General features: G+C 58.2%; 15 protein-coding genes and 1 tRNA gene. 9 read left to right on the plus strand and 7 right to left on the minus strand.

What is annotated here, in order from left to right:
- Nucleotides 1-24: 24 nt before the first annotated feature.
- The 4 genes from AD949_RS09815 to AD949_RS09830 are packed head-to-tail and all read right to left on the minus strand — an operon-like array spanning nucleotide 25 to nucleotide 3,525.
- Nucleotides 25-618: a PqiC family protein gene (locus tag AD949_RS09815; protein ID WP_048835061.1), complete on the minus strand. Its 594-nt coding sequence runs from the start codon at nucleotides 616-618 to the stop codon at nucleotides 25-27.
- The gene (locus AD949_RS09820; protein WP_048835062.1) at nucleotides 615-1,571 is read right to left on the minus strand and encodes an MlaD family protein; all 957 of its coding nucleotides are present in this window, start codon (nucleotides 1,569-1,571) and stop codon (nucleotides 615-617) included. The genes AD949_RS09815 and AD949_RS09820 overlap by 4 nt, the downstream gene beginning before the upstream one ends.
- A 6-nt stretch (nucleotides 1,572-1,577) precedes the next feature.
- Nucleotides 1,578-2,360 (minus strand): ABC transporter ATP-binding protein, encoded by a 783-nt coding sequence (locus tag AD949_RS09825; RefSeq protein WP_096430441.1) that lies wholly within the window; start codon nucleotides 2,358-2,360, stop codon nucleotides 1,578-1,580.
- A gap of 1 nt (nucleotide 2,361) precedes the next feature.
- Nucleotides 2,362-3,525 (minus strand): MlaE family ABC transporter permease, encoded by a 1,164-nt coding sequence (locus AD949_RS09830; RefSeq protein ID WP_048835090.1) that lies wholly within the window; start codon nucleotides 3,523-3,525, stop codon nucleotides 2,362-2,364.
- A gap of 186 nt (nucleotides 3,526-3,711) precedes the next feature.
- Between AD949_RS09830 and truB the strand changes: the two genes are divergently transcribed.
- The 4 genes from truB (at nucleotide 3,712) to AD949_RS09850 (ending at nucleotide 8,862) form a co-directional block, all read left to right on the plus strand.
- A complete protein-coding gene (gene truB, locus AD949_RS09835; RefSeq protein WP_048835064.1) occupies nucleotides 3,712-4,629 on the plus strand; it encodes a tRNA pseudouridine(55) synthase TruB in 918 nt (305 codons plus the stop codon).
- A gap of 24 nt (nucleotides 4,630-4,653) precedes the next feature.
- Nucleotides 4,654-4,923, plus strand: a complete 270-nt coding sequence (gene rpsO, locus AD949_RS09840; RefSeq protein WP_043549310.1) for a 30S ribosomal protein S15 — start codon at nucleotides 4,654-4,656, stop codon at nucleotides 4,921-4,923.
- Between the two features lie 307 nt (nucleotides 4,924-5,230).
- Nucleotides 5,231-7,381, plus strand: coding sequence for a polyribonucleotide nucleotidyltransferase (gene pnp / locus AD949_RS09845; protein WP_048835065.1), 2,151 nt, complete (start codon nucleotides 5,231-5,233; stop codon nucleotides 7,379-7,381).
- A gap of 62 nt (nucleotides 7,382-7,443) precedes the next feature.
- Entirely contained in the window at nucleotides 7,444-8,862 is a 1,419-nt protein-coding gene (locus AD949_RS09850) for an NAD(P)H-dependent flavin oxidoreductase (protein WP_048835066.1), read from the plus strand.
- Nucleotides 8,863-9,076: 214 nt separating this feature from the next.
- On the opposite strand, the gene AD949_RS09855 is transcribed toward AD949_RS09850, so the two are convergent.
- On the minus strand, nucleotides 9,077-9,262 hold the full coding sequence (locus AD949_RS09855; RefSeq protein WP_048835067.1) for a YqaE/Pmp3 family membrane protein: 186 nt from the start codon (nucleotides 9,260-9,262) through the stop codon (nucleotides 9,077-9,079).
- 210 nt (nucleotides 9,263-9,472) lie between these two features.
- Between AD949_RS09855 and gyrA the strand changes: the two genes are divergently transcribed.
- From gyrA to AD949_RS09875, 4 genes are all read left to right on the plus strand, one after another.
- Nucleotides 9,473-12,322 (plus strand): DNA gyrase subunit A, encoded by a 2,850-nt coding sequence (gyrA, locus tag AD949_RS09860; protein ID WP_048835068.1) that lies wholly within the window; start codon nucleotides 9,473-9,475, stop codon nucleotides 12,320-12,322.
- A complete protein-coding gene (gene coaD / locus AD949_RS09865) occupies nucleotides 12,319-12,852 on the plus strand; it encodes a pantetheine-phosphate adenylyltransferase (RefSeq protein WP_048835069.1) in 534 nt (177 codons plus the stop codon). The genes gyrA and coaD overlap by 4 nt, the downstream gene beginning before the upstream one ends.
- A 43-nt stretch (nucleotides 12,853-12,895) precedes the next feature.
- Nucleotides 12,896-13,390, plus strand: coding sequence for a peptidylprolyl isomerase (locus tag AD949_RS09870; RefSeq protein WP_048835070.1), 495 nt, complete (start codon nucleotides 12,896-12,898; stop codon nucleotides 13,388-13,390).
- Between the two features lie 369 nt (nucleotides 13,391-13,759).
- A tRNA-Lys gene (locus AD949_RS09875) sits at nucleotides 13,760-13,835 on the plus strand.
- A gap of 162 nt (nucleotides 13,836-13,997) precedes the next feature.
- On the opposite strand, the gene AD949_RS09880 is transcribed toward AD949_RS09875, so the two are convergent.
- On the minus strand, nucleotides 13,998-14,921 hold the full coding sequence (locus AD949_RS09880) for a LysR family transcriptional regulator (RefSeq protein ID WP_048835071.1): 924 nt from the start codon (nucleotides 14,919-14,921) through the stop codon (nucleotides 13,998-14,000).
- 108 nt (nucleotides 14,922-15,029) lie between these two features.
- Nucleotides 15,030-15,152 (minus strand): hypothetical protein, encoded by a 123-nt coding sequence (locus tag AD949_RS14640; RefSeq protein ID WP_257007555.1) that lies wholly within the window; start codon nucleotides 15,150-15,152, stop codon nucleotides 15,030-15,032.
- A gap of 256 nt (nucleotides 15,153-15,408) precedes the next feature.
- Here AD949_RS14640 and AD949_RS09885 point away from each other — a divergent pair, with 256 nt between their 5' ends.
- A complete protein-coding gene (locus AD949_RS09885; protein ID WP_048835072.1) occupies nucleotides 15,409-17,703 on the plus strand; it encodes a tetratricopeptide repeat protein in 2,295 nt (764 codons plus the stop codon).

Below are 17,703 nucleotides of genomic sequence, written 5' to 3' on the forward strand. Positions count from 1 at the left end.
TGTTCAGTCTCGTTCTCAGTCTGTTCAAGCGTGAGGTGGGACAGACTGGTTGACGTGGTTGGCCAGTTCAATAATCAGCTTGCGCATCAGCGCCGCCACGGCGGCATCCGTGCTGACATCGCCGGTTTCAGCCAGATGCACCCGGTCACGGATTAGCGGTTTGTTGGGGTCCTGAGGCAGAACCGCCCAGTTGGCGTCCAGTACGGCCGAGCCATTGGCGTCCACATCCAGACGCGAGATATTGACCTGCACCCGCAGCGTAGCGGCATCGGACAACGGCTGGTCCGTAATCAGTTCGTTGGGGTGGTGGAGGGCAATCTGGTTGGTAATCAGATCGGTAATGCCCAGAGAGAGGCGTGTAGCCCAGCGGGATTTCGGGCTACGCAGAATTTCCTCTCCATTTCGCAGCACAATGTCCTGCGAATCCAGATAATCTGGAATTACGGTCCGGCTGATTTCTATCGTGCTTGCGCGCGGGGAGAGATGCGGCTGCGTGGCTTCCTGATCAGACGGCATACCCAGCGTGTAAAGCCGCAGTGGCGGGGCGGCGCAGGAACTGAGCAACGTGCAGCCGGACAGCAGGGCGAGGCAGGAGAGGCGGCGCAGAGAGAGCATCATGGACGGCGTCCCATCAGCAGGAGTTGCGGGTTGCGTTCAACATCGCTTGAAAATCCGCGGAGGGACGCGGCCGCAGCCGCAATGTCGCGCAGGGCGGCGTCCAGATTGGCGCGGTCTATGGAACGCGGGGAGAGGATGGTCTGGAGCGTATCCAGTGTTTTGGTGGCGGAAGCCAGCGTTGCATGTACGTCCGCGCCCCGGTTGGTCAGCTGGTCGGTGCTGGTTTGCAGCAGCTTGTCCATTTTCAGCAACGTGACATCCAGCTTGGCCTGAAGGTCCCGGATGGCGTCGGTCGCAGCTTGAACGGTGCCTTGCGAGCGGTCGGTCGTCACCTTCACGCTGGCCAGCAACGGTGGCAGGTCTGTGTTCATCTTGTCGCTCAGCGTCTTGATGGACAGCAGCGTGGCGTCGGCATGGCCTGCAATGTCTTTTAACGGCAGGTCGCTCAGCGTGTCCTTCAATTTTTCCATGGTGGACAGGCGGGCGGGGATTTCCAGCTCGCTCGTAATGCGCGGGTGCAGGATGGCGGGCGTGGATTTATCAAAATCCAGTTCGATATTGGACTGCCCGGTTACAAAACTTTGCAGGTTGAGTTCCGCGCGCAGGCCGTTGGCAATCATTTCCGGCATACTGACTTTGGTGCCGCCCGGGACATCCCGCACGATATGAATCTGGTCCGGTTCCAGTGTCAGCAGCACAGGGATGTAGGCTTTGCGGTCCAGCGGATCAAAACGCAGCGTAATACTTTTGACGGAACCGACCTTAACCCCCCGGAAATTGACAGGAGCGCCCACGGCCAAGCCGGTAATGGAGTTCTGGAACACCACCACAGCCTCGCGCGAGGGGGAGAAGAAGCGCATATGCCCAAACAGCATGATAATCGCCAGCGCCAGCGCGCCACCGCCTAGAACAAAAGCGCCGATCAGGGTTTTACGGTTTGTGCTTTCAGCCATGATCGTTCAGCCCTTCGTCTCATCTGTTGGGGAAATGTCCGCCTGACGGTTCATAAAAGCCATGACCTCAGGGATGGTGCAGTGGTCCCGCAGGTCTCGTGGCGCCCCGTGCGCAATGGGTTTGTGCGTTACGGCATCCAGAAAAATGCCGTCATCCGCAATGGCAAACAGGCTTGGCAGTTCGTGGCTGACAATCACAATGGTGGCCCCAAGCCCGTCCCGCAGGGTTAGAATCAAATTGTCCAGTCGGGCGGAGGTAATAGGGTCCAGCCCGGCGGAGGGTTCGTCAAAAAACAGAATATCGGGGTCCAGCGCTATGGCGCGGGCAAGACCGGCGCGTTTGCGCATACCGCCGGAAATTTCAGAGGGCATGAGGTCAATGGCCTGCTCCATGCCCACAAAACCCAGTTTGAGTTCCACCAGACGGCGGATAACGTGGGGGGGCAGGGTGGTGAACATCTCCAGAGGCAGGGCGACATTTTCCCCGACTGTCATGGAACTCCACAGTGCCGCACTCTGAAACAGCACGCCAAAGCGGTGGTTGATGTCCGTGCGGCGTTTGTCGTTCTGTGCCCAGTAATCTTCCTGCCCGACCAGAATCTGTCCGGCTGTGGGGCGTAGCAGACCGATCATGCTTTTGAGCAGTGTGCTTTTCCCGCAGCCGGAGCCGCCCATGACGGCAAAAATGGAGCCGCGTTTCAGGTCAAAGGACACATTTTGCTGGATGATCTTGGGGCCAAAGGACAGGCGCAGATCGCGCACAGAAATGATGGTTTCTGACGGGTTCATCTCAGATCCCCAGCGCCGTGGCCATGACGGCGAAGATCGCATCCATAGCGATAATACCCACAATGCCGATCACCACCGCGCGTGTGGCGGCAATCCCCACATCCGCGGCACTTCGTCCGGCCTGAAGGCCTACGCGGCAGGCGGCCAGCGCAATAAAGCTGGCAAAGAAGAAGGATTTTACAAAACCAAACACAAATTCCCGCAGGGCAATTCCGTCAAACGTTGTGTTCAGATACCCCATGGGGGAGATGTCCATCATGCTGACGGACACAACAAAACCACCGAAAATCGCAATGAGGGTGCCGTAGATATACAGGAGCGGCATCATCAGCCCGAGTGAGAGAATGGACGGCAGCAGGATGTAGCTGGACACCGGGATGCCAAACACCTGCAAGGCGTCAATTTCCTCATTACCCAGCATGGTGGAAATGCGCGCGGCATAGGCCCCACCGGTGCGCCCGGCCATGACAATGGCGGTCATGATGGCGGAAATCTCTCGCGCACAGGCAATGCCCACCAGATTGGCGACATAGATTTCCGCCGCAAACCGCCGGAGTTCCACCAGCCCGACAAACGCCAGAATGGCCCCCACCAGAAAATTCACGATCCCGACAATCAGCAGCGCAGACGGACCAGCGTTCCAGATGTCGGAGGCCAGATCCTTCAAGCGCATCCCGCTTTTGCCCGTCAGAGCCTTGCAGGCGCCCTTGGCGGTTTCCAGCGCCAGTTCCGACACGGTGCCGGTTTCATTCAGGATGGCCAGCGTGTTGCCGCCCACACGTTCCAGCAAAGGCGGCTTTTTATGATTGGCGGCTTTGCTGGGTGCGGGGGCATCCGGCAGCAGCGCCAGCAGGCGCTGGGCGGTGGGGGGCAGACCCTGCGGGTCAAACTGCACTCCGGCATGGCTGGCGGCCTGCTTGACATCCCACAGGAAGGACACAAAGGCGGAATCCCACCCGGTTATGCCCTGTGTTTCGAATGTTAGCGTGCCCTGTGTCTGACCTAGTCCGTCTGGCGGGAAAGGGGCCATGCCGCCACTCTGTACGGTCCATGTACCCCGCAGTGTAAGGCATGGTACATTGGGCTCCCCTTCCAGTGTCCAGACAGGTTTTTCAGGGGGCTGCGCTGCGTACTGTGGGGCAGTATGGGAGGTTGGGTCAGTCATGATATGCGGCGACATTAGGGCACACGTTTCCACCTGACCACCCCCGCCAAAGGGCGTGGCGGCCATGATCAGGGAGAAGAGCTGGCAGCGGGCGGCCATTGCGGCGGGGCTGAGGGTCCGCTAGATGCAGCCATGCTTTGACTGGTGTTCTCACCGGTTTTCTAAATTTTACGACGGGAGTTCCCCATGCGACGCAGACGTGGCCGCCCTCTGGATGGCTGGCTGGTGATCGACAAACCTTCCGGGGTGACCTCTACCCAGATGGTAGGTCGGGCCAAACGCATTTTTGATGCGCAGAAGGTCGGGCACGGCGGCACACTGGACCCTCTGGCCACAGGTCTGCTGCCTCTAGCCTTTGGCGCGGCCACCAAAACCGTGCCGTATATTATGGATGGCACCAAAATCTACCGCTTCACGCTCAAGCTGGGCGAGGCCCGGGACAGTGACGATGCCGATGGCAACGTAACAGAGGTCTCTGACGTGCGCCCGACGGATGATGAACTGCGGGCAGCCCTCCCGGCGCTGACGGGGGATATCATGCAGGTGCCTCCGGTCTTTTCCGCGTTAAAGGTGGCGGGGGAACGGGCTTATGATATGGCGCGGGAGGGCCGTCCGCCAGAATTGCCGCCGCGCCCTGCGCGGGTTGACCGGTTTGAACTGATTGAGCGGCCCGATGCGGATACGGCCATTTTCGAGGTCGAATCCGGCAAGGGTGTGTACATGCGCGCGCTCGCGCGGGATGTGGCGCTGGCCTGCGGCACTGTGGGCCACATAACCGCGCTGCGCCGCCTGCGTGTGGGGCCTTTTACGGAAGCTGATGCGATTGTTCTGGACAAAATTGTCCTAAACGACGAAAACCCCCATGCCTCACCGGAACTGCTGCGTCCGGTCTCGACCGCGCTGGCCGACATCCCGGCGGTGGCCCTGACCAAAGATGAAGCAGTGTCCTTGTTGCACGGACAGGCGCTCAGCCTTGTCGATCTGATGGATCGTCTCCCTCAGATTGATGATGAAGACGCACCTATTCGGGCCATGGAAGGGGGGCGCGTATTGGGCCTTTGCCGTCGGGAAGACGGTTTCCTGCGCCCTGTACGGATTCTCTAGAACCTTCTTTGTATGGAGACAGTGATGTCGATTACCGCAGAACGCCGCACCGCAGTTATCAGTGAATACCAGACCACCCCCACGGATACGGGTTCACCGGAAGTGCAGGTTGCAATTCTGACTGAGCGCATTGTTAACCTGACCGAGCATCTGAAAACCCACGCGAAGGATTTCCATTCTCGCCGTGGTCTGCTCATCCTCGTTGGTCGTCGTCGCAGCCTGCTCGACTACCTGCGTCGTAAGAGCCAGAGCCGCTACGAAACGCTGATCGGTCGTCTCGGCCTGCGTCGCTAAGACCAGAGTTAAGGTGTAAAGGGTGCGCGCACGCGGTTAGACCGCAAGCCGCACCCTTTCCCTTTTTGGGGCTATTGTGTGATGATGGCCCTACGCGCGGAAACCATGCTGGTTTTTGCGTTTGAAAATAGTAAATGGCCACAGGTCTGAGTGCGGGATCATGATCCCGGCGGGCCACGGCGTTTCCGACCACATGGCGCCTGGGTGGTTTTGCCACCAGTCACCATGCCGTCCGAGGCGCTGTCCGCTCCTTCGGTTCTCCCCCGCCTGTTCGTGTGGCCTTGAGTAAAATGTAAGGCAGAACTGAATGTTCAATTACTACCGTAAAGAAATCGAATGGGGCGGCCGCCCGCTGGTGCTGGAAACCGGCAAAATCGCCCGTCAGGCCGATGGCGCCGTGGTTGTCACCTATGGTGAAACCGTTGTGCTGTGTACCGCTGTAGGTGCGAAATCAGTCAAGCCGGGGCAGGACTTCTTCCCGCTGACTGTGAATTATCAGGAAAAAGCCTACGCTGCGGGCAAGATCCCCGGTGGCTTCTTCAAGCGTGAAGGTCGTCCGTCCGAGAACGAAACCCTCGTCTCCCGTCTGATCGACCGTCCGCTGCGTCCGCTGTTCCCGGAAGGTTTCCGGAACGAGGTGCAGGTCATTGCCACCGTGCTGACGCACGACATGGAAAATGACCCCTCCATCCCGGCGCTGATCGGCTGTTCCGCTGCGCTGACACTCTCCGGTATTCCGTTCTTCGGCCCGGTTGGTGTCGCCCGCGTTGGCTTCAAGGACGGTGCGTTCATCCTGAACCCCACACTGGAACAGATGGCGGATGCTGCTCTGGATCTGGTCGTGGCGGGCACGGAAGAAGGCGTGCTGATGGTTGAATCCGAAGCGTCCGAACTGTCTGAAGATGTGATGCTGGAAGCCGTGACGTTCGGTCATAAGGCTTTCCAGCCGGTGATCGAAGCCATTATTTCTCTGGCTGAACACGCGGCAAAAGCACCGTGGGATCTGCCGGAAGAATCCAAGGAAACGCAGAAGCTCCGCACCCGGATCGACAAAGTCGGTCGTAAGCTGATTGCTGATGCTTACAAGGAAAAGAAGAAGCAGGCCCGTTACGAAAAGATCGGCGCTGCCAAGGAAGCGATTCTGGCCAAACTGGCTGAAGAAGAGCTGGATGTGGCCGCTGCCAAGCCGATGCTGAAGGATCTGGAAGCCGACGTGGTCCGTACGTCTGTGCTCAAGACCGGTATGCGTATTGACGGGCGTGATCTGGTCACGGTGCGTCCGATCGTGTCTGAAGTCGGCATCCTGCCGCGCGCGCATGGCTCTTCCCTGTTCACCCGTGGTGAAACGCAGGCGCTGGTTGTGACCACGCTGGGCACCGGGCAGGATGAACAGGTGATTGATGCGCTTCAGGGCGAATATCGCACCAACTTCATGCTGCACTACAACTTCCCCCCCTTCTCTGTGGGCGAGTGCGGTCGTATTGGGTCTCCGGGCCGTCGTGAAATCGGGCATGGCAAGCTGGCATGGCGCGCTATCAACCCGCTGCTGCCGAGCCGTCAGGAGTTTCCGTACACGCTGCGCGTGGTGTCTGAAATTACGGAAAGCAACGGCTCGTCCTCCATGGCGACCGTCTGCGGCTCCTCTCTGGCTCTGATGGACGCCGGTGTGCCGCTGAAGCGCCCTGTGGCCGGTATTGCCATGGGTCTGATTAAGGAAGGCGAAGACTTCGCCGTTCTGTCCGACATTCTGGGGGATGAAGATCACCTCGGGGATATGGACTTCAAGGTAGCAGGTACCGAACAGGGCGTGACCGCCCTGCAGATGGACATCAAGATTACGTCCATTACGCCGGAAATCATGAAAATCGCGCTCGGTCAGGCCCGCGATGGCCGCCTGCATATTCTGGGTGAAATGAGCAAGGCGCTGACGGAAGGCCGCACGGACGTGTCCTCCACCGCTCCGAAAATCACTACCCTGACGGTACCGCGCGAAAAGATCCGTGATGTCATCGGCTCTGGCGGTAAAGTTATCCGTGAGATTGTTGAATATTCCGGCGCGAAGGTCGATATCGGGGACGATGGCACCATCACCATCGCTGCAATGTCTGACGAGCAGGCACAGAAAGCCATTGAACGCATCAACGGCATTGTGGCTGAACCGGAAATAGGCCGGATTTACAACGGTAAGGTTGTCAAAACGGCTGACTTCGGCGCGTTCGTGAACTTCATGGGCGCACGCGATGGTCTGGTTCACATTTCCGAACTCACGCAGGGCCGCGTTGGTAAAACGACTGACGTTGTCAAGCAGGGTGATGAAGTGAAGGTGAAAGTAATCGGGTTTGATGACCGCGGCAAAGTAAAGCTGTCCATGCGCGTTGTTGATCAGGAAACGGGTGCAGACATGACAGACGCCGTGGGGGCAAAGCCCGCACGTGCTCCTCGCCGGGATGCTGAATAAGCATCCCTCAGGCGATTTCTGACCAGCATCCGGCTTTTGCCAGATAAGACGATAGGACAGTTATGAAGGCGATCAACGCAGTTCGCATGGGGGGCGTGGACGTCCTGCCGCTGGTAGAAGGCGGCAAGGGGGTTTCCGTTTCAACAGGCGTTTCAGCCGGAGCATGGGCTGCAGCGGGCGGGGCCGGTACGGTCTCCATTGTGAATGCGGACAGTTACGATGCAGCCGGAAACCCGGTCCCGCAGATCTATCATGGCCGGACCCGCAGGGACCGGCATGAAGAACTGGTGGACTACGCCATTCGTGGCGGTATTACGCAGGCTGAAATTGCGCATGACATCGCGGGTGGCCGTGGGCGTATCCATGCCAATATCCTGTGGGAAATGGGCTCAGCGGAACGCGTGATCCGGGGGGTTCTGGACGGGGCCAAAGGCCTCATCCAAGGGCTGACCTGTGGCGCGGGGATGCCGTACCGCCTGTCTGATATTGCTGTGGAATATGGGGTTTATTACTATCCCATCGTGTCCTCCGCACGGGCGTTTAACGCTTTGTGGAAGCGGGCTTACAGCAAGAGCGCTGACCTGCTGGGCGGCGTGGTGTATGAAGACCCGTGGCGGGCAGGCGGCCATAATGGCCTGTCCAACACGGAAAACCCCCTTAGCCCGGAAGATCCCTACCCGCGTGTCGCGGCATTGCGTAAACTCATGCGCAGCTTCGGGCTGGACGAGACCCCCATCATCATGGCGGGTGGTGTCTGGTGGCTGGAAGAATGGGAAGACTGGATTGGCAACCCGGAGTTGGGGCCGATTGTTTTTCAGTTTGGTACCCGCCCGCTGCTGACTAAGGAAAGCCCCATTCCGCAGGCGTGGAAAGACCGACTACTCACCCTGAAAGAGGGTGATGTCTATCTTAACCGCTTCTCGCCCACGGGTTTTTACTCCTCGGCCGTCAACAACAGTTTCCTGCAGGAACTGCGCGGGCGTTCTGAGCGGCAGGTGGCGTTCTCGCCGGAAGCCTTGGGGGCCCATACGGCGTCCTATGGCGTGGGCGCGCGCAAGCGGGAAGTGTTCGTGGCGCAGGAAGATTTCCAGCGTATTCACAACTGGGAGGCTCAGGGCTTTACGGAGGCCATGCGCACCCCGGATTCCACGCTGATTTTTGTCACACCGGACCGGGCGCGGGAAATCGTGGCCGATCAGGTTGCCTGCATGGGTTGCCTGTCCGAGTGCAAGTTCTCCAACTGGAGCCAGCGCGCACCGGATTACAGCAACGGGCACAAAGCAGACCCACGGTCCTTCTGCATCCAGAAAACGCTTCAGGCCGCCGCTCATGCCAGCGGGCCGAATGCGGCTGATGTTCTGGACCATAATCTGATGTTTGGCGGCACCAATGCGTGGCGCTTTGCAACAGACCCGTTCTACGCCAACGGTTTTGTGCCGACGGTTGCGCAATTGATCGAACGGATTATGACCGGGCGTTAAACCCAGTTTCGCGCTGTGAAGACCGCCGGTGTGCAGGGTAATGCCTCTACACCGATTTGTCTGTTCATCTGATAAAAAGGCCCGCCAGTGTGATCTGGCGGGCCTTTTTTACGTCTGTGTCGCCCGAGGCGGCTGACACCGACAGAGTATGTATTGAAACGCTATGCAAGACGGCTCACTTAGTCCGCTCAAGAGCCGCCGGTTCGAGCAGGGTTTAGCGGCGTGAGCGGGCAATCTTTTTATCGGTTTCATACTGGCTCAGCGCATAGACGGACCAGATGGCGGCCGGAATCCAGCCAATAATCGTAATCTGCAAAATCAGGCAGATGAGGCCAGCAATAGGCCGCCCAATGGTGAAGAATTGAAGCCACGGCAGTAGCAGGGCAAGAAGAAGGCGCATGATTTATCTCCTGTTCCGTAGGTCAGAGGGTAATGCCTGACAGGATGGCGGGCTGGCGGGCGGAAAACAAGCCCGGAGCACAGCCCCTAGGTGCCTCAGTCTTTGTGTGCTAGAAGGAAAACGCAGGGCAGACCGATGTTTGCCCTCCTCTATTTCAAGGCGTGCCCGGCGTTTGGGCAGGGTGCGCGGCCATGACAAGACGGATGGACCTTGACCGAGATTTCTGACCAGCCGGGATCGCCGGTATCTTCTGACCTTCTCCCCGTTACCATTGAGGAGGAAATGCGTTCCTCCTACCTCGCTTACGCGATGTCGGTGATTGTCAGCCGCGCCCTGCCGGATGTGCGCGATGGTCTGAAACCCGTGCATCGGCGTATTCTCTACGCCATGCATGAGAGCGGCTTTACGCACGATAAACCCTACCGTAAATCGGCCCGTGCGGTCGGTGATGTGATGGGTAAATACCATCCGCATGGTGACGCCTCGATTTATGATGCCATGGTGCGTATGGCGCAGTCTTGGTCCATGCGCGTCAAGCTGATTGACGGGCAGGGGAACTTTGGGTCGGTCGATGGGGATAGCCCGGCGGCAATGCGTTATACGGAAGCGCGTCTGGCCAAGGCCGCGACCTTCCTGCTGACGGATATCGACCGCGACACGGTCGATTTTCAACCCAACTACGATGAAAGCGAGCATGAGCCTACGGTTCTGCCCGCAGCCTTCCCCAACCTGCTCATTAACGGTGCCACCGGTATTGCCGTGGGCATGGCCACCAATATTCCGCCGCATAACCCATCAGAAGTGATTGATGCGACGCTCGCGCTGATCGAAAAGCCCGAGATGGAGCTGGACGAACTGATGGAGCATATGCCGGGTCCGGACTTCCCGACCGGCGGCATCATCCTTGGTCGCTCCGGTATCCGCAGTGCGTTTGCCACCGGGCGTGGCGCGGTGATTATCCGCGCCCGCGCCGAGGTTGAGGAAATCCGGAAGGACCGCAAAGCCATTGTGGTGACGGAAATTCCGTATCAGGTGAACAAAGCCACCCTGCAGGAGCGCATTGCCGATCTGGTGCGCAACAAGCAGATTGAAGGCATTTCCGACATCCGAGATGAATCGGACCGCTCGGGCATGCGCGTGGTGATTGAAATCAAGCGCGATGCCACGCCGGAAGTGGTGCTGAACCAGCTTTATCGCTTCACGCAGCTTCAGACGTCCTTTGGCGTGAACATGCTGGCGCTGGATGGCGGCAAGCCACGCCTGATGGGGCTGAAGGACGTTCTTCAGGCGTTTATCGCCTTCCGTGAAGAAGTCATTTTGCGTCGCTCACGCTTTGACCTGAACAAAGCACGAGATCGCGGGCATATCCTCGTTGGTCTGGTTATTGCGGTCGCCAATATCGATGCCGTCATTGCCCTGATCCGCGCTGCTCCGGACGCCGCTACCGCACGTGAATCCCTGATGGCTGCAAGCTGGGATGCTGTTGATGTCGCGCCGCTGCTGGCGTTGATCCATGATGACGGCAACGAGATTATTGATGGCAAAGTCCGCCTGACGGAAGCACAGGCCCGTGGAATTCTGGAACTGCGCCTGCAACGCCTGACCGGGCTTGAGCGGGACAAGATTCAGGGCGAACTGTCTGACGTTGCGAAGCGCATTAATGAACTGCTGGAAATTATCGGCAGCCATATCCGCCGCATGGAAGTGCTGCGGGAAGAAATAATGGCTGCCCGCGCTGAGCTGGCTACACCGCGCGCAACCGAAATTTCCGATTATGCGGGTGATCAGGATGATGAAAGCCTGATTGAACCCGGCCAGATGGTTGTCACCATCACGCGCGAAGGCTTTATCAAGCGCACCCCGCTGGATGTCTATCGCGCCCAGAACCGTGGCGGCCGTGGCCGCACCGGGGCGGGTACACGCGGGGATGATATTCTGGTGCGCTCCTTCAATGCGCATACGCACCAGTGGGTGATGTTCTTCTCCTCCGGTGGCAAAGCCTACCGGGAAAAGGTCTGGCGTCTGCCGGAAGCAAGCCCGACGGCCAAAGGCCGCGCACTGGTCAATCTGCTGCCGGATCTGGGGTCGGACACCATTACAGCCGTGCTGCCGCTGCCGCATGATGAGGAACTGTGGGAATCCCTGCACCTCGTTTTTGCAACGGCAAGCGGTGGTGTGCGCCGTAACCGCCTGAGCGATTTCAAGAATATCCGCTCTTCCGGCCTGATCGCCATGAAGCTGGATGAGGGCGATAGCCTGATTGGTGTTGCAACCTGTCGGGAAGGGCAGGATGTGTTTCTCGCGACCCGCAAGGCGCGTTGCATCCGCTTCCAGATTACGGACGAGACGTTGCGCGTGTTCGCCGGTCGCGGGTCTTCGGGTGTGCGTGGTATCAGGCTGGCGGAAGGCGATGAAGTCATCAGCCTTGCTGTCCTCAACCATGTTGAGGCCACGGTGGAAGAGCGGTCTTCCTACTTGCGGATGGCTAACGCCAAACGTCGTGCCGAAAACGCGGCTGAGGGTGAAGAAGAAGTCGAAACCCCGGTGGTTGAGGCAGATGAGGAAGAGGCCGCATCCGGCACAGCCCTGCTGACACCCGAACGCTTTACACAGCTTGAAGAGGCGGAAGAAATTCTGCTGGTGGTGAGTGATGGTGGGTTTGGCCGCCGGTCTTCTGCGTATGATTACCGCGTAAGCGGGCGCGGTGGGCAGGGCATTACCAACATGACCTTCTCCGCCAATAAGCGTGGGACGGAAGTGGCGGCAACGCTTCAGGTGCTGGATGGCACGGATGTCATGCTGGTGACGGATGCTGGCCGTCTCATCCGTGTGCCGGTTGATCAGGTGCGTGTCATGTCCCGTCAGGCCAGCGGTGTCACGCTGTTCCGCCTCAATGAGGAAGAACGTGTGACCAGCGTTTTCCCGGTGATGGATGATGAGGACGCCGGAAGCACGGAAGAAATCGTACCGGAGGCAGGCACCGCTCCGCCAGCAGCATTGTCTGCGCCATCGCAGGATAAAGACGGTGAGGACAGCACCTCTTCGGATGATGAAGCATGAGTGAGAGCGCCTGTGCTGCCCCCCGGCGCATAGGCTTTTACGCGGGGACGTTTGACCCCGTAACCACCGGGCATCTGGACGTGATTGAGCGGGCTGCCCGTCTGGTTGACCGTCTGGTGATTGGCGTTGCGAAAAATCCGGGCAAAAATCCGCTCATGCCGCTGGAAGAGCGGGTGGAGTGTGTGGAAGAAGCCTTGCCTGCCATTCGCAGCCGGGTGGGGGGTGAACTGAAAGTCGTCTCCTTCGATTCCTTGCTGGTGGAAGCCGTCAAGGCGCATGGCGCGTCTCTTATTTTCCGCGGTCTGCGGGTGCTGACGGATTTTGATTATGAAATTCAGATGTCTGGTGTAAACCGCCGTCTGGCACCGGATATTGAAACAGTTTTTCTCATGGCGTCTGAAAGAACACAGTTCATTTCATCACGCCTTGTGAAAGAAATTGCCGGGTATCACGGGGATATTTCCGAATTTGTGACCCCCGGCACCCAGAAACGCCTGCTCGCCCGGCTCAAGGCGCGGGCGGCGGGGTAACAGCCCTTCGGGGACTGTGCCCAAGTGTTCAAGGAGAAGTTGTATGACTGCCGACACAGATAAAAATGATCTGATTTATATGGATGTGCCCGAAGGCCGCGTGGTCATCCGCCTGCGTCCGGACATTGCGCCTCTCGCGGCTGAGCGTATCCGCACCCTGTCTGCTCAGGGCTTTTACGATAACGTGCCGTTCCATCGCGTTATTTCCGGCTTTATGGCACAGGCGGGTGACCCGACGGGAACCGGCACGGGCGGCAGTGACCTGCCTGACCTGAAGGCCGAATTCACGCGGGATGCCAAATTCCTGCGTGGCACGCTGGGTATGGCCCGTACGTCTGACCCGAACAGCGCCAACAGTCAGTTTTTCATCATGTTTGAGCCGTCTCCGCATCTGGATGGCCAGTACACAATTGTCGGTGACGTGATTGAAGGCATGGAGCATATCGACAAAATCAAGCGTGGTGCTGGTGGCTCCGGCATGGTGAAAGATCCGGACCGGATTAAAAGCATGCGTCCGGCTTCTGCTGAAAACGCCTGATTTCAGAAATTTCTTTCTGATGTCTGAAAAACGCGGTCTCCAAGGGGGCCGCGTTTTTTTTATGCGGTGAGAGACTATTTACCTTCTTAAAAAAGGATTTTTCCTGCGCGGATCTCAGGGAAAATTTTCTGCATAGCGTGTCGTGATGTTTCGGAGCCTACCATGATTGATGCCGTGTACAGGCCTGCATGCTGGAGCAAAAACAGCGAAGAGATTGATCGCCGCATAGCCGGAATATGAGGAAAAATCCTATTTTCTGGCCGGAATGTCGCCTCATCGCTTGACACACTAGGAATGATCCGTTTAGACAGCCTCCAGCAAACACGTCCGGCGGCTCAGGCTTCTGCGAAAGTTTGCGAACCAAGGTGTGAGCCGGTAGCTCAGTCGGTAGAGCATTCGACTTTTAATCGAATGGTCGAGGGTTCGAGTCCCTCCCGGCTCACCATTGTTCCAGTTTATTGGTAGAAAACTGGTTTTCCCAAATTACTATAAAATGACGTTAAGCAGAGCATCTGTACGCCAGAGTGCGTGTAAGTGTTTGCGTTGCCATTGCCACGTCGCACACCAACCATCCCGACTGATTGGCCGCTGGCTCTTCGTTGCATGTCTAAGGCATCTCTTCGTCCCACGGCGGTACAGGCCCATATCGGGCAGCCAGAAAATCAATCATGGCCCGGACTTTTAGCGGAGTTGTCAGGCCGGGTGCGTAAACGGCGTGTAAAGGTGGCCCGAGGGTAGGCGGCACGTCCAGCGTCACAGCTTGCAGGCTTCCGGCCTTCAGCGCATCGGCCACAATAAAAGTAGGCTGATAGACGAGTCCTTGCCCGGCAATGGCCGCCTCACGCAGCACGTCACCATTATTGGCACAGAGCGGGCCGGAGATGTTGATAACGTGTTCTCCCTGTTTGCCAAAACTCCAGCGGGAGGCACTGCTGGTCGCTTCCCCCAGCGTATAACTCAGGCAAGCATGCTGGCTGAGTTCCTCTAGTGTGGTTGGGGTGCCTGCTCGCTCCAGATAGGCAGGGGCGGCGCAGACCACCATGCGGATATCCGCCAGTTTGCGCACACGCAGGCTGCTGGGGCTGAGCGCGCGGATGCGGAGCGTCAAATCCCAGCCTTCCTCAATCAGATCAACCGTGCGGTCATTGACCCCGAGTTCGACTGTCACCAGTGGATGCAGGCGGCTGAATTCCGGCAGGAGCGGGGCCACATAACGGATTGCGAAGGAAACCGGAGCATTCAGACGCAGGCGGCCCCGGGGCTCACGTCGTTGTTCAGTGACCGTTTGTTCAATTTCTTCCAGTTCAGGCAGAATTTTCTGGCAGCCATCCAGAAAAAGTCGGCCCGCTTCCGTCAGGGAAAGTTTGCGCGTGCTTCTGTGAAAAAGCGTGCTGCCCAGACGGGTTTCCAGCGCATTGATATGTTTGGTCACCATAGTCTGGGAGAGCGAGAGCGCACGCCCGGCACCCGTAAAGCTACCGGTTGTGACAACTTTTACAAAAACCTGCATGCTCGTAATGCGGTCCAGCATAAAACACTCACAGGTTATAAAATCAGCCCAGACAGAGCGGTTGGGCACCGCTCTCCTATATAAAAGGCTGTTTTAACTCTCAGCAAGCTTTCGGTCTGATGTGGAAGATCAACGCAGCATCGGGCGCGGTGGCGTCGGGTTATGGCCATGATACTCGTTATTCCAGTCCGGTCGCAGCCCATCATGATGATGGTGACGATAATCACCAGCCCCTGCGCATATCGTCAGCATACTGAGGAGGGCTATAAAGAAGAGAGTAAAAAAGAAGATATTTATAATTTCCTTTATGAAATGAAACGATAAATAGAATAAAGGAAACTATATAGAAGTTTTATTTGTCCTGAAGGTGCGGGTATTTATAGACTATTTCCATACTGTGAAGAGATGGTTTTTGCTTTTGTCAGGGATATGGAAAAATGCAAAAAAGACGTGCCCATGCCGTTATGGGGCATAAGGATATGGAAAGCCTGTGTCAGGAGAGAAAACAATGCGCAGGATTGTGGTCTGCCTGATACTGACGCAGGCGCTTGCTCCGTGGACTGGTCTTTCACCGCTTCCCTCTGCGCATGCGGACACGTCTGTCCATACCAGCCTTCCCCACGCCAGCCTGTTTTTGCCGTGTGATGCTCAGACAGGCGTGGCCGCATTCTGGTCCGGGCCAGAGTTTATCGTGGTGGCAGATCAGCCAGTTCCGGCTATGCTGCATGTGTCCGGCAAGGGATTATTTTCCCAAGCGGATGTGACTATGCTGGATACGGCCACAGTCATCCGGTTGCATCTGCCTACGCATCCGCAGGTTTCGCTTTCCCGCCAGTCCGATGGTTGGCTTTTGCAGGAAGTAACCGCTGGAAAGGCTGGCATTGCGTCCAGTCCCTCCGTTGGTGTGGTGTCAGTGCTCAGGCCGGGCGCTGTGCTTTTTCCACAAAAACAACCGGGACGTCTTGTGACGTTCCCTGACCCCGCCTCCGGCGGGCGATTGCTCATCGCGCCGTCGCGCGAGCAAACGGGCGGTGTTGCACAGGTGGTGCAGGCGGTGGGCTATGCCGTAAGGCCTTCACTGGAGGGCATCGTAATTTCTGCGGCATCTCCTCAAATCATGATGCGCAGGACCGCAGAAGGTGCGGTGCTAGATGCTGTCGCTTTGCAGCCGCTTCCCGTGGGCCAGAAGGAGACAGCCAGTGCAGACACCGAGAATGGTGCGGAACAGGACCGGGAATGGCTTGGCCTGCTGAACACCCAGAGCGGGCCAGAACCAGTATCGCGTCTGGCATCCGCACAGAGAGCGTTTGCCGCAGGTAAGCCGTGGCTGGCTTTGCGCACTCTGGAAAAACCGCCCCCGCAGAATGCACCTGCGGAGACCAATGCGGAAAAAACAGCCGAAACATTTCTGCACGCGGCTGCGTCTCTTTTGGTTGGGCGCGTTGGGCAGGCCGAAGCCCTGAACACGGCCTATTTTGGAGATGCGTCGGCCACGCGCGTCTGGCGCGGATTGTATTTGATGCAAGCAGGCCAGAGCAGCCGTGTGGCCTCTGTGCTGCTGGCGGCAGGATTTGCGCAGATGCAGACCTACCCCGCCGCAGTGCGTGCGCTCATTCTACCGCAGGTTGCAAATTACATAGTGCAATTTGGCGATGCGGCCTCAATAGATCAGCTCGGTCCCCTCCCGGATGATTCGGCGTATGATCTCGCGCGCGCATTGGTGCAGGCACGGGCCGATCAGACAGAAACGGCCCGCGTGGCATTGGAAAATCTGACAGCCTCTTCGTCTTCACAGACAGCAGCCTATGCCCGCGCGGCTCTGGTCGGCCTGATGCTGGATAAGGATATGCTTGCCCCCGCTATGGCCGCAGAGGCCTATGGCAAGTTGCTGGATAATGATGGCCAACCCGCAGCCCTGCCTGCGGGACCAAAAGCCCGAATCAGGCTTGGGCTGGCGCACGCGCTAACCTTGGCCGGTCAACCGCAGGAGGCTCTCGCGGTGCTGGACAAAGTGCAGGCTCAGCCGGATGCCCCGCAGGATGTGCTGTCCGATGCCTATCAGGCCGTTTTAAAGGCGCTGATTTTCCCGTCAAAGCCCCTGCAAGATCCCCCTTCAGCCGCACAGCCTATGGCGCTGAATACAACAACCCGCTTCGGGCTGATTGCCTCGCATCTCTCCCATGTCATGGAGTGTGCCGGAAAGGCGAAACTTCTGGACGGATATGGCCGTCTGCTGTTGCAAGCCGGACAGGTCGATGCAGCGATGGCAGCGCTTGGGCAGGCTACGGTGTTGCAGGATAATCCTATCGCGCGGGCTGAAGCGGACGACTTGCTGGCACAGGCCGCCTTGCATGCGCACCGGCCAGATGTGGCGCAAAGAGCACTGGATCGGGCTGCGGGTATCCCCTTGCCGGATGACCAAGCAACCCAGCGCACGTATGATATGGCTGGCCTGATGGTTGAACGGGGAGAGGCAGCCAAAGCCCTCTCTTTGCTGGCGCAGGACGAAACAGATGCCGGGCTGGATTTGCGCGGCAAATTGTATGAATCAGAAAAACGTTGGCCGGAGGCCGTGCTGGTGGTGGGCCGTCTGGCGGCGCGCGGTTTGCCGGAAGAGGGCGTTCTGACAAACCCGCAGCAAGTTCTGGCTCTCCGCTTGGCAACGGATGCCGCCGCTGCGCAGGATTCGGTCACGCTGTCCCGTTTGAAAGGCTGGCTGGCAGGCCGGACCTTGGGCCGTGAGCGCGATGCCCTGTTTGCTATGCAGCTACAGAGTATCAAGCTCGGTAGCTCTGCGTTGTAA

The organism is Acetobacter orleanensis (assembly GCF_001581005.1).
Taxonomy (GTDB): Bacteria; Pseudomonadota; Alphaproteobacteria; order Acetobacterales; family Acetobacteraceae; genus Acetobacter; species Acetobacter orleanensis.

Excerpts from the sequence above, each read along its gene's own strand:
- AD949_RS09815 (WP_048835061.1), bottom strand. The coding sequence starts at position 618 with ATGATGCTCTCTCTGCGCCGCCTCTCCTGCCTCGCCCTGCTGTCCGGC.
- AD949_RS09820 (WP_048835062.1), bottom strand. The coding sequence starts at position 1,571 with ATGGCTGAAAGCACAAACCGTAAAACCCTGATCGGCGCTTTTGTTCTA.
- AD949_RS09825 (WP_096430441.1), bottom strand. The coding sequence starts at position 2,360 with ATGAACCCGTCAGAAACCATCATTTCTGTGCGCGATCTGCGCCTGTCC.
- AD949_RS09830 (WP_048835090.1), bottom strand. The coding sequence starts at position 3,525 with ATGACTGACCCAACCTCCCATACTGCCCCACAGTACGCAGCGCAGCCC.
- truB (WP_048835064.1), top strand. The coding sequence starts at position 3,712 with ATGCGACGCAGACGTGGCCGCCCTCTGGATGGCTGGCTGGTGATCGAC.
- rpsO (WP_043549310.1), top strand. The coding sequence starts at position 4,654 with ATGTCGATTACCGCAGAACGCCGCACCGCAGTTATCAGTGAATACCAG.
- pnp (WP_048835065.1), top strand. The coding sequence starts at position 5,231 with ATGTTCAATTACTACCGTAAAGAAATCGAATGGGGCGGCCGCCCGCTG.
- AD949_RS09850 (WP_048835066.1), top strand. The coding sequence starts at position 7,444 with ATGAAGGCGATCAACGCAGTTCGCATGGGGGGCGTGGACGTCCTGCCG.
- AD949_RS09855 (WP_048835067.1), bottom strand. The coding sequence starts at position 9,262 with ATGCGCCTTCTTCTTGCCCTGCTACTGCCGTGGCTTCAATTCTTCACC.
- coaD (WP_048835069.1), top strand. The coding sequence starts at position 12,319 with ATGAGTGAGAGCGCCTGTGCTGCCCCCCGGCGCATAGGCTTTTACGCG.
- AD949_RS09870 (WP_048835070.1), top strand. The coding sequence starts at position 12,896 with ATGACTGCCGACACAGATAAAAATGATCTGATTTATATGGATGTGCCC.
- AD949_RS09880 (WP_048835071.1), bottom strand. The coding sequence starts at position 14,921 with ATGCTGGACCGCATTACGAGCATGCAGGTTTTTGTAAAAGTTGTCACA.
- AD949_RS14640 (WP_257007555.1), bottom strand. The coding sequence starts at position 15,152 with ATGCTGACGATATGCGCAGGGGCTGGTGATTATCGTCACCATCATCAT.
- AD949_RS09885 (WP_048835072.1), top strand. The coding sequence starts at position 15,409 with ATGCGCAGGATTGTGGTCTGCCTGATACTGACGCAGGCGCTTGCTCCG.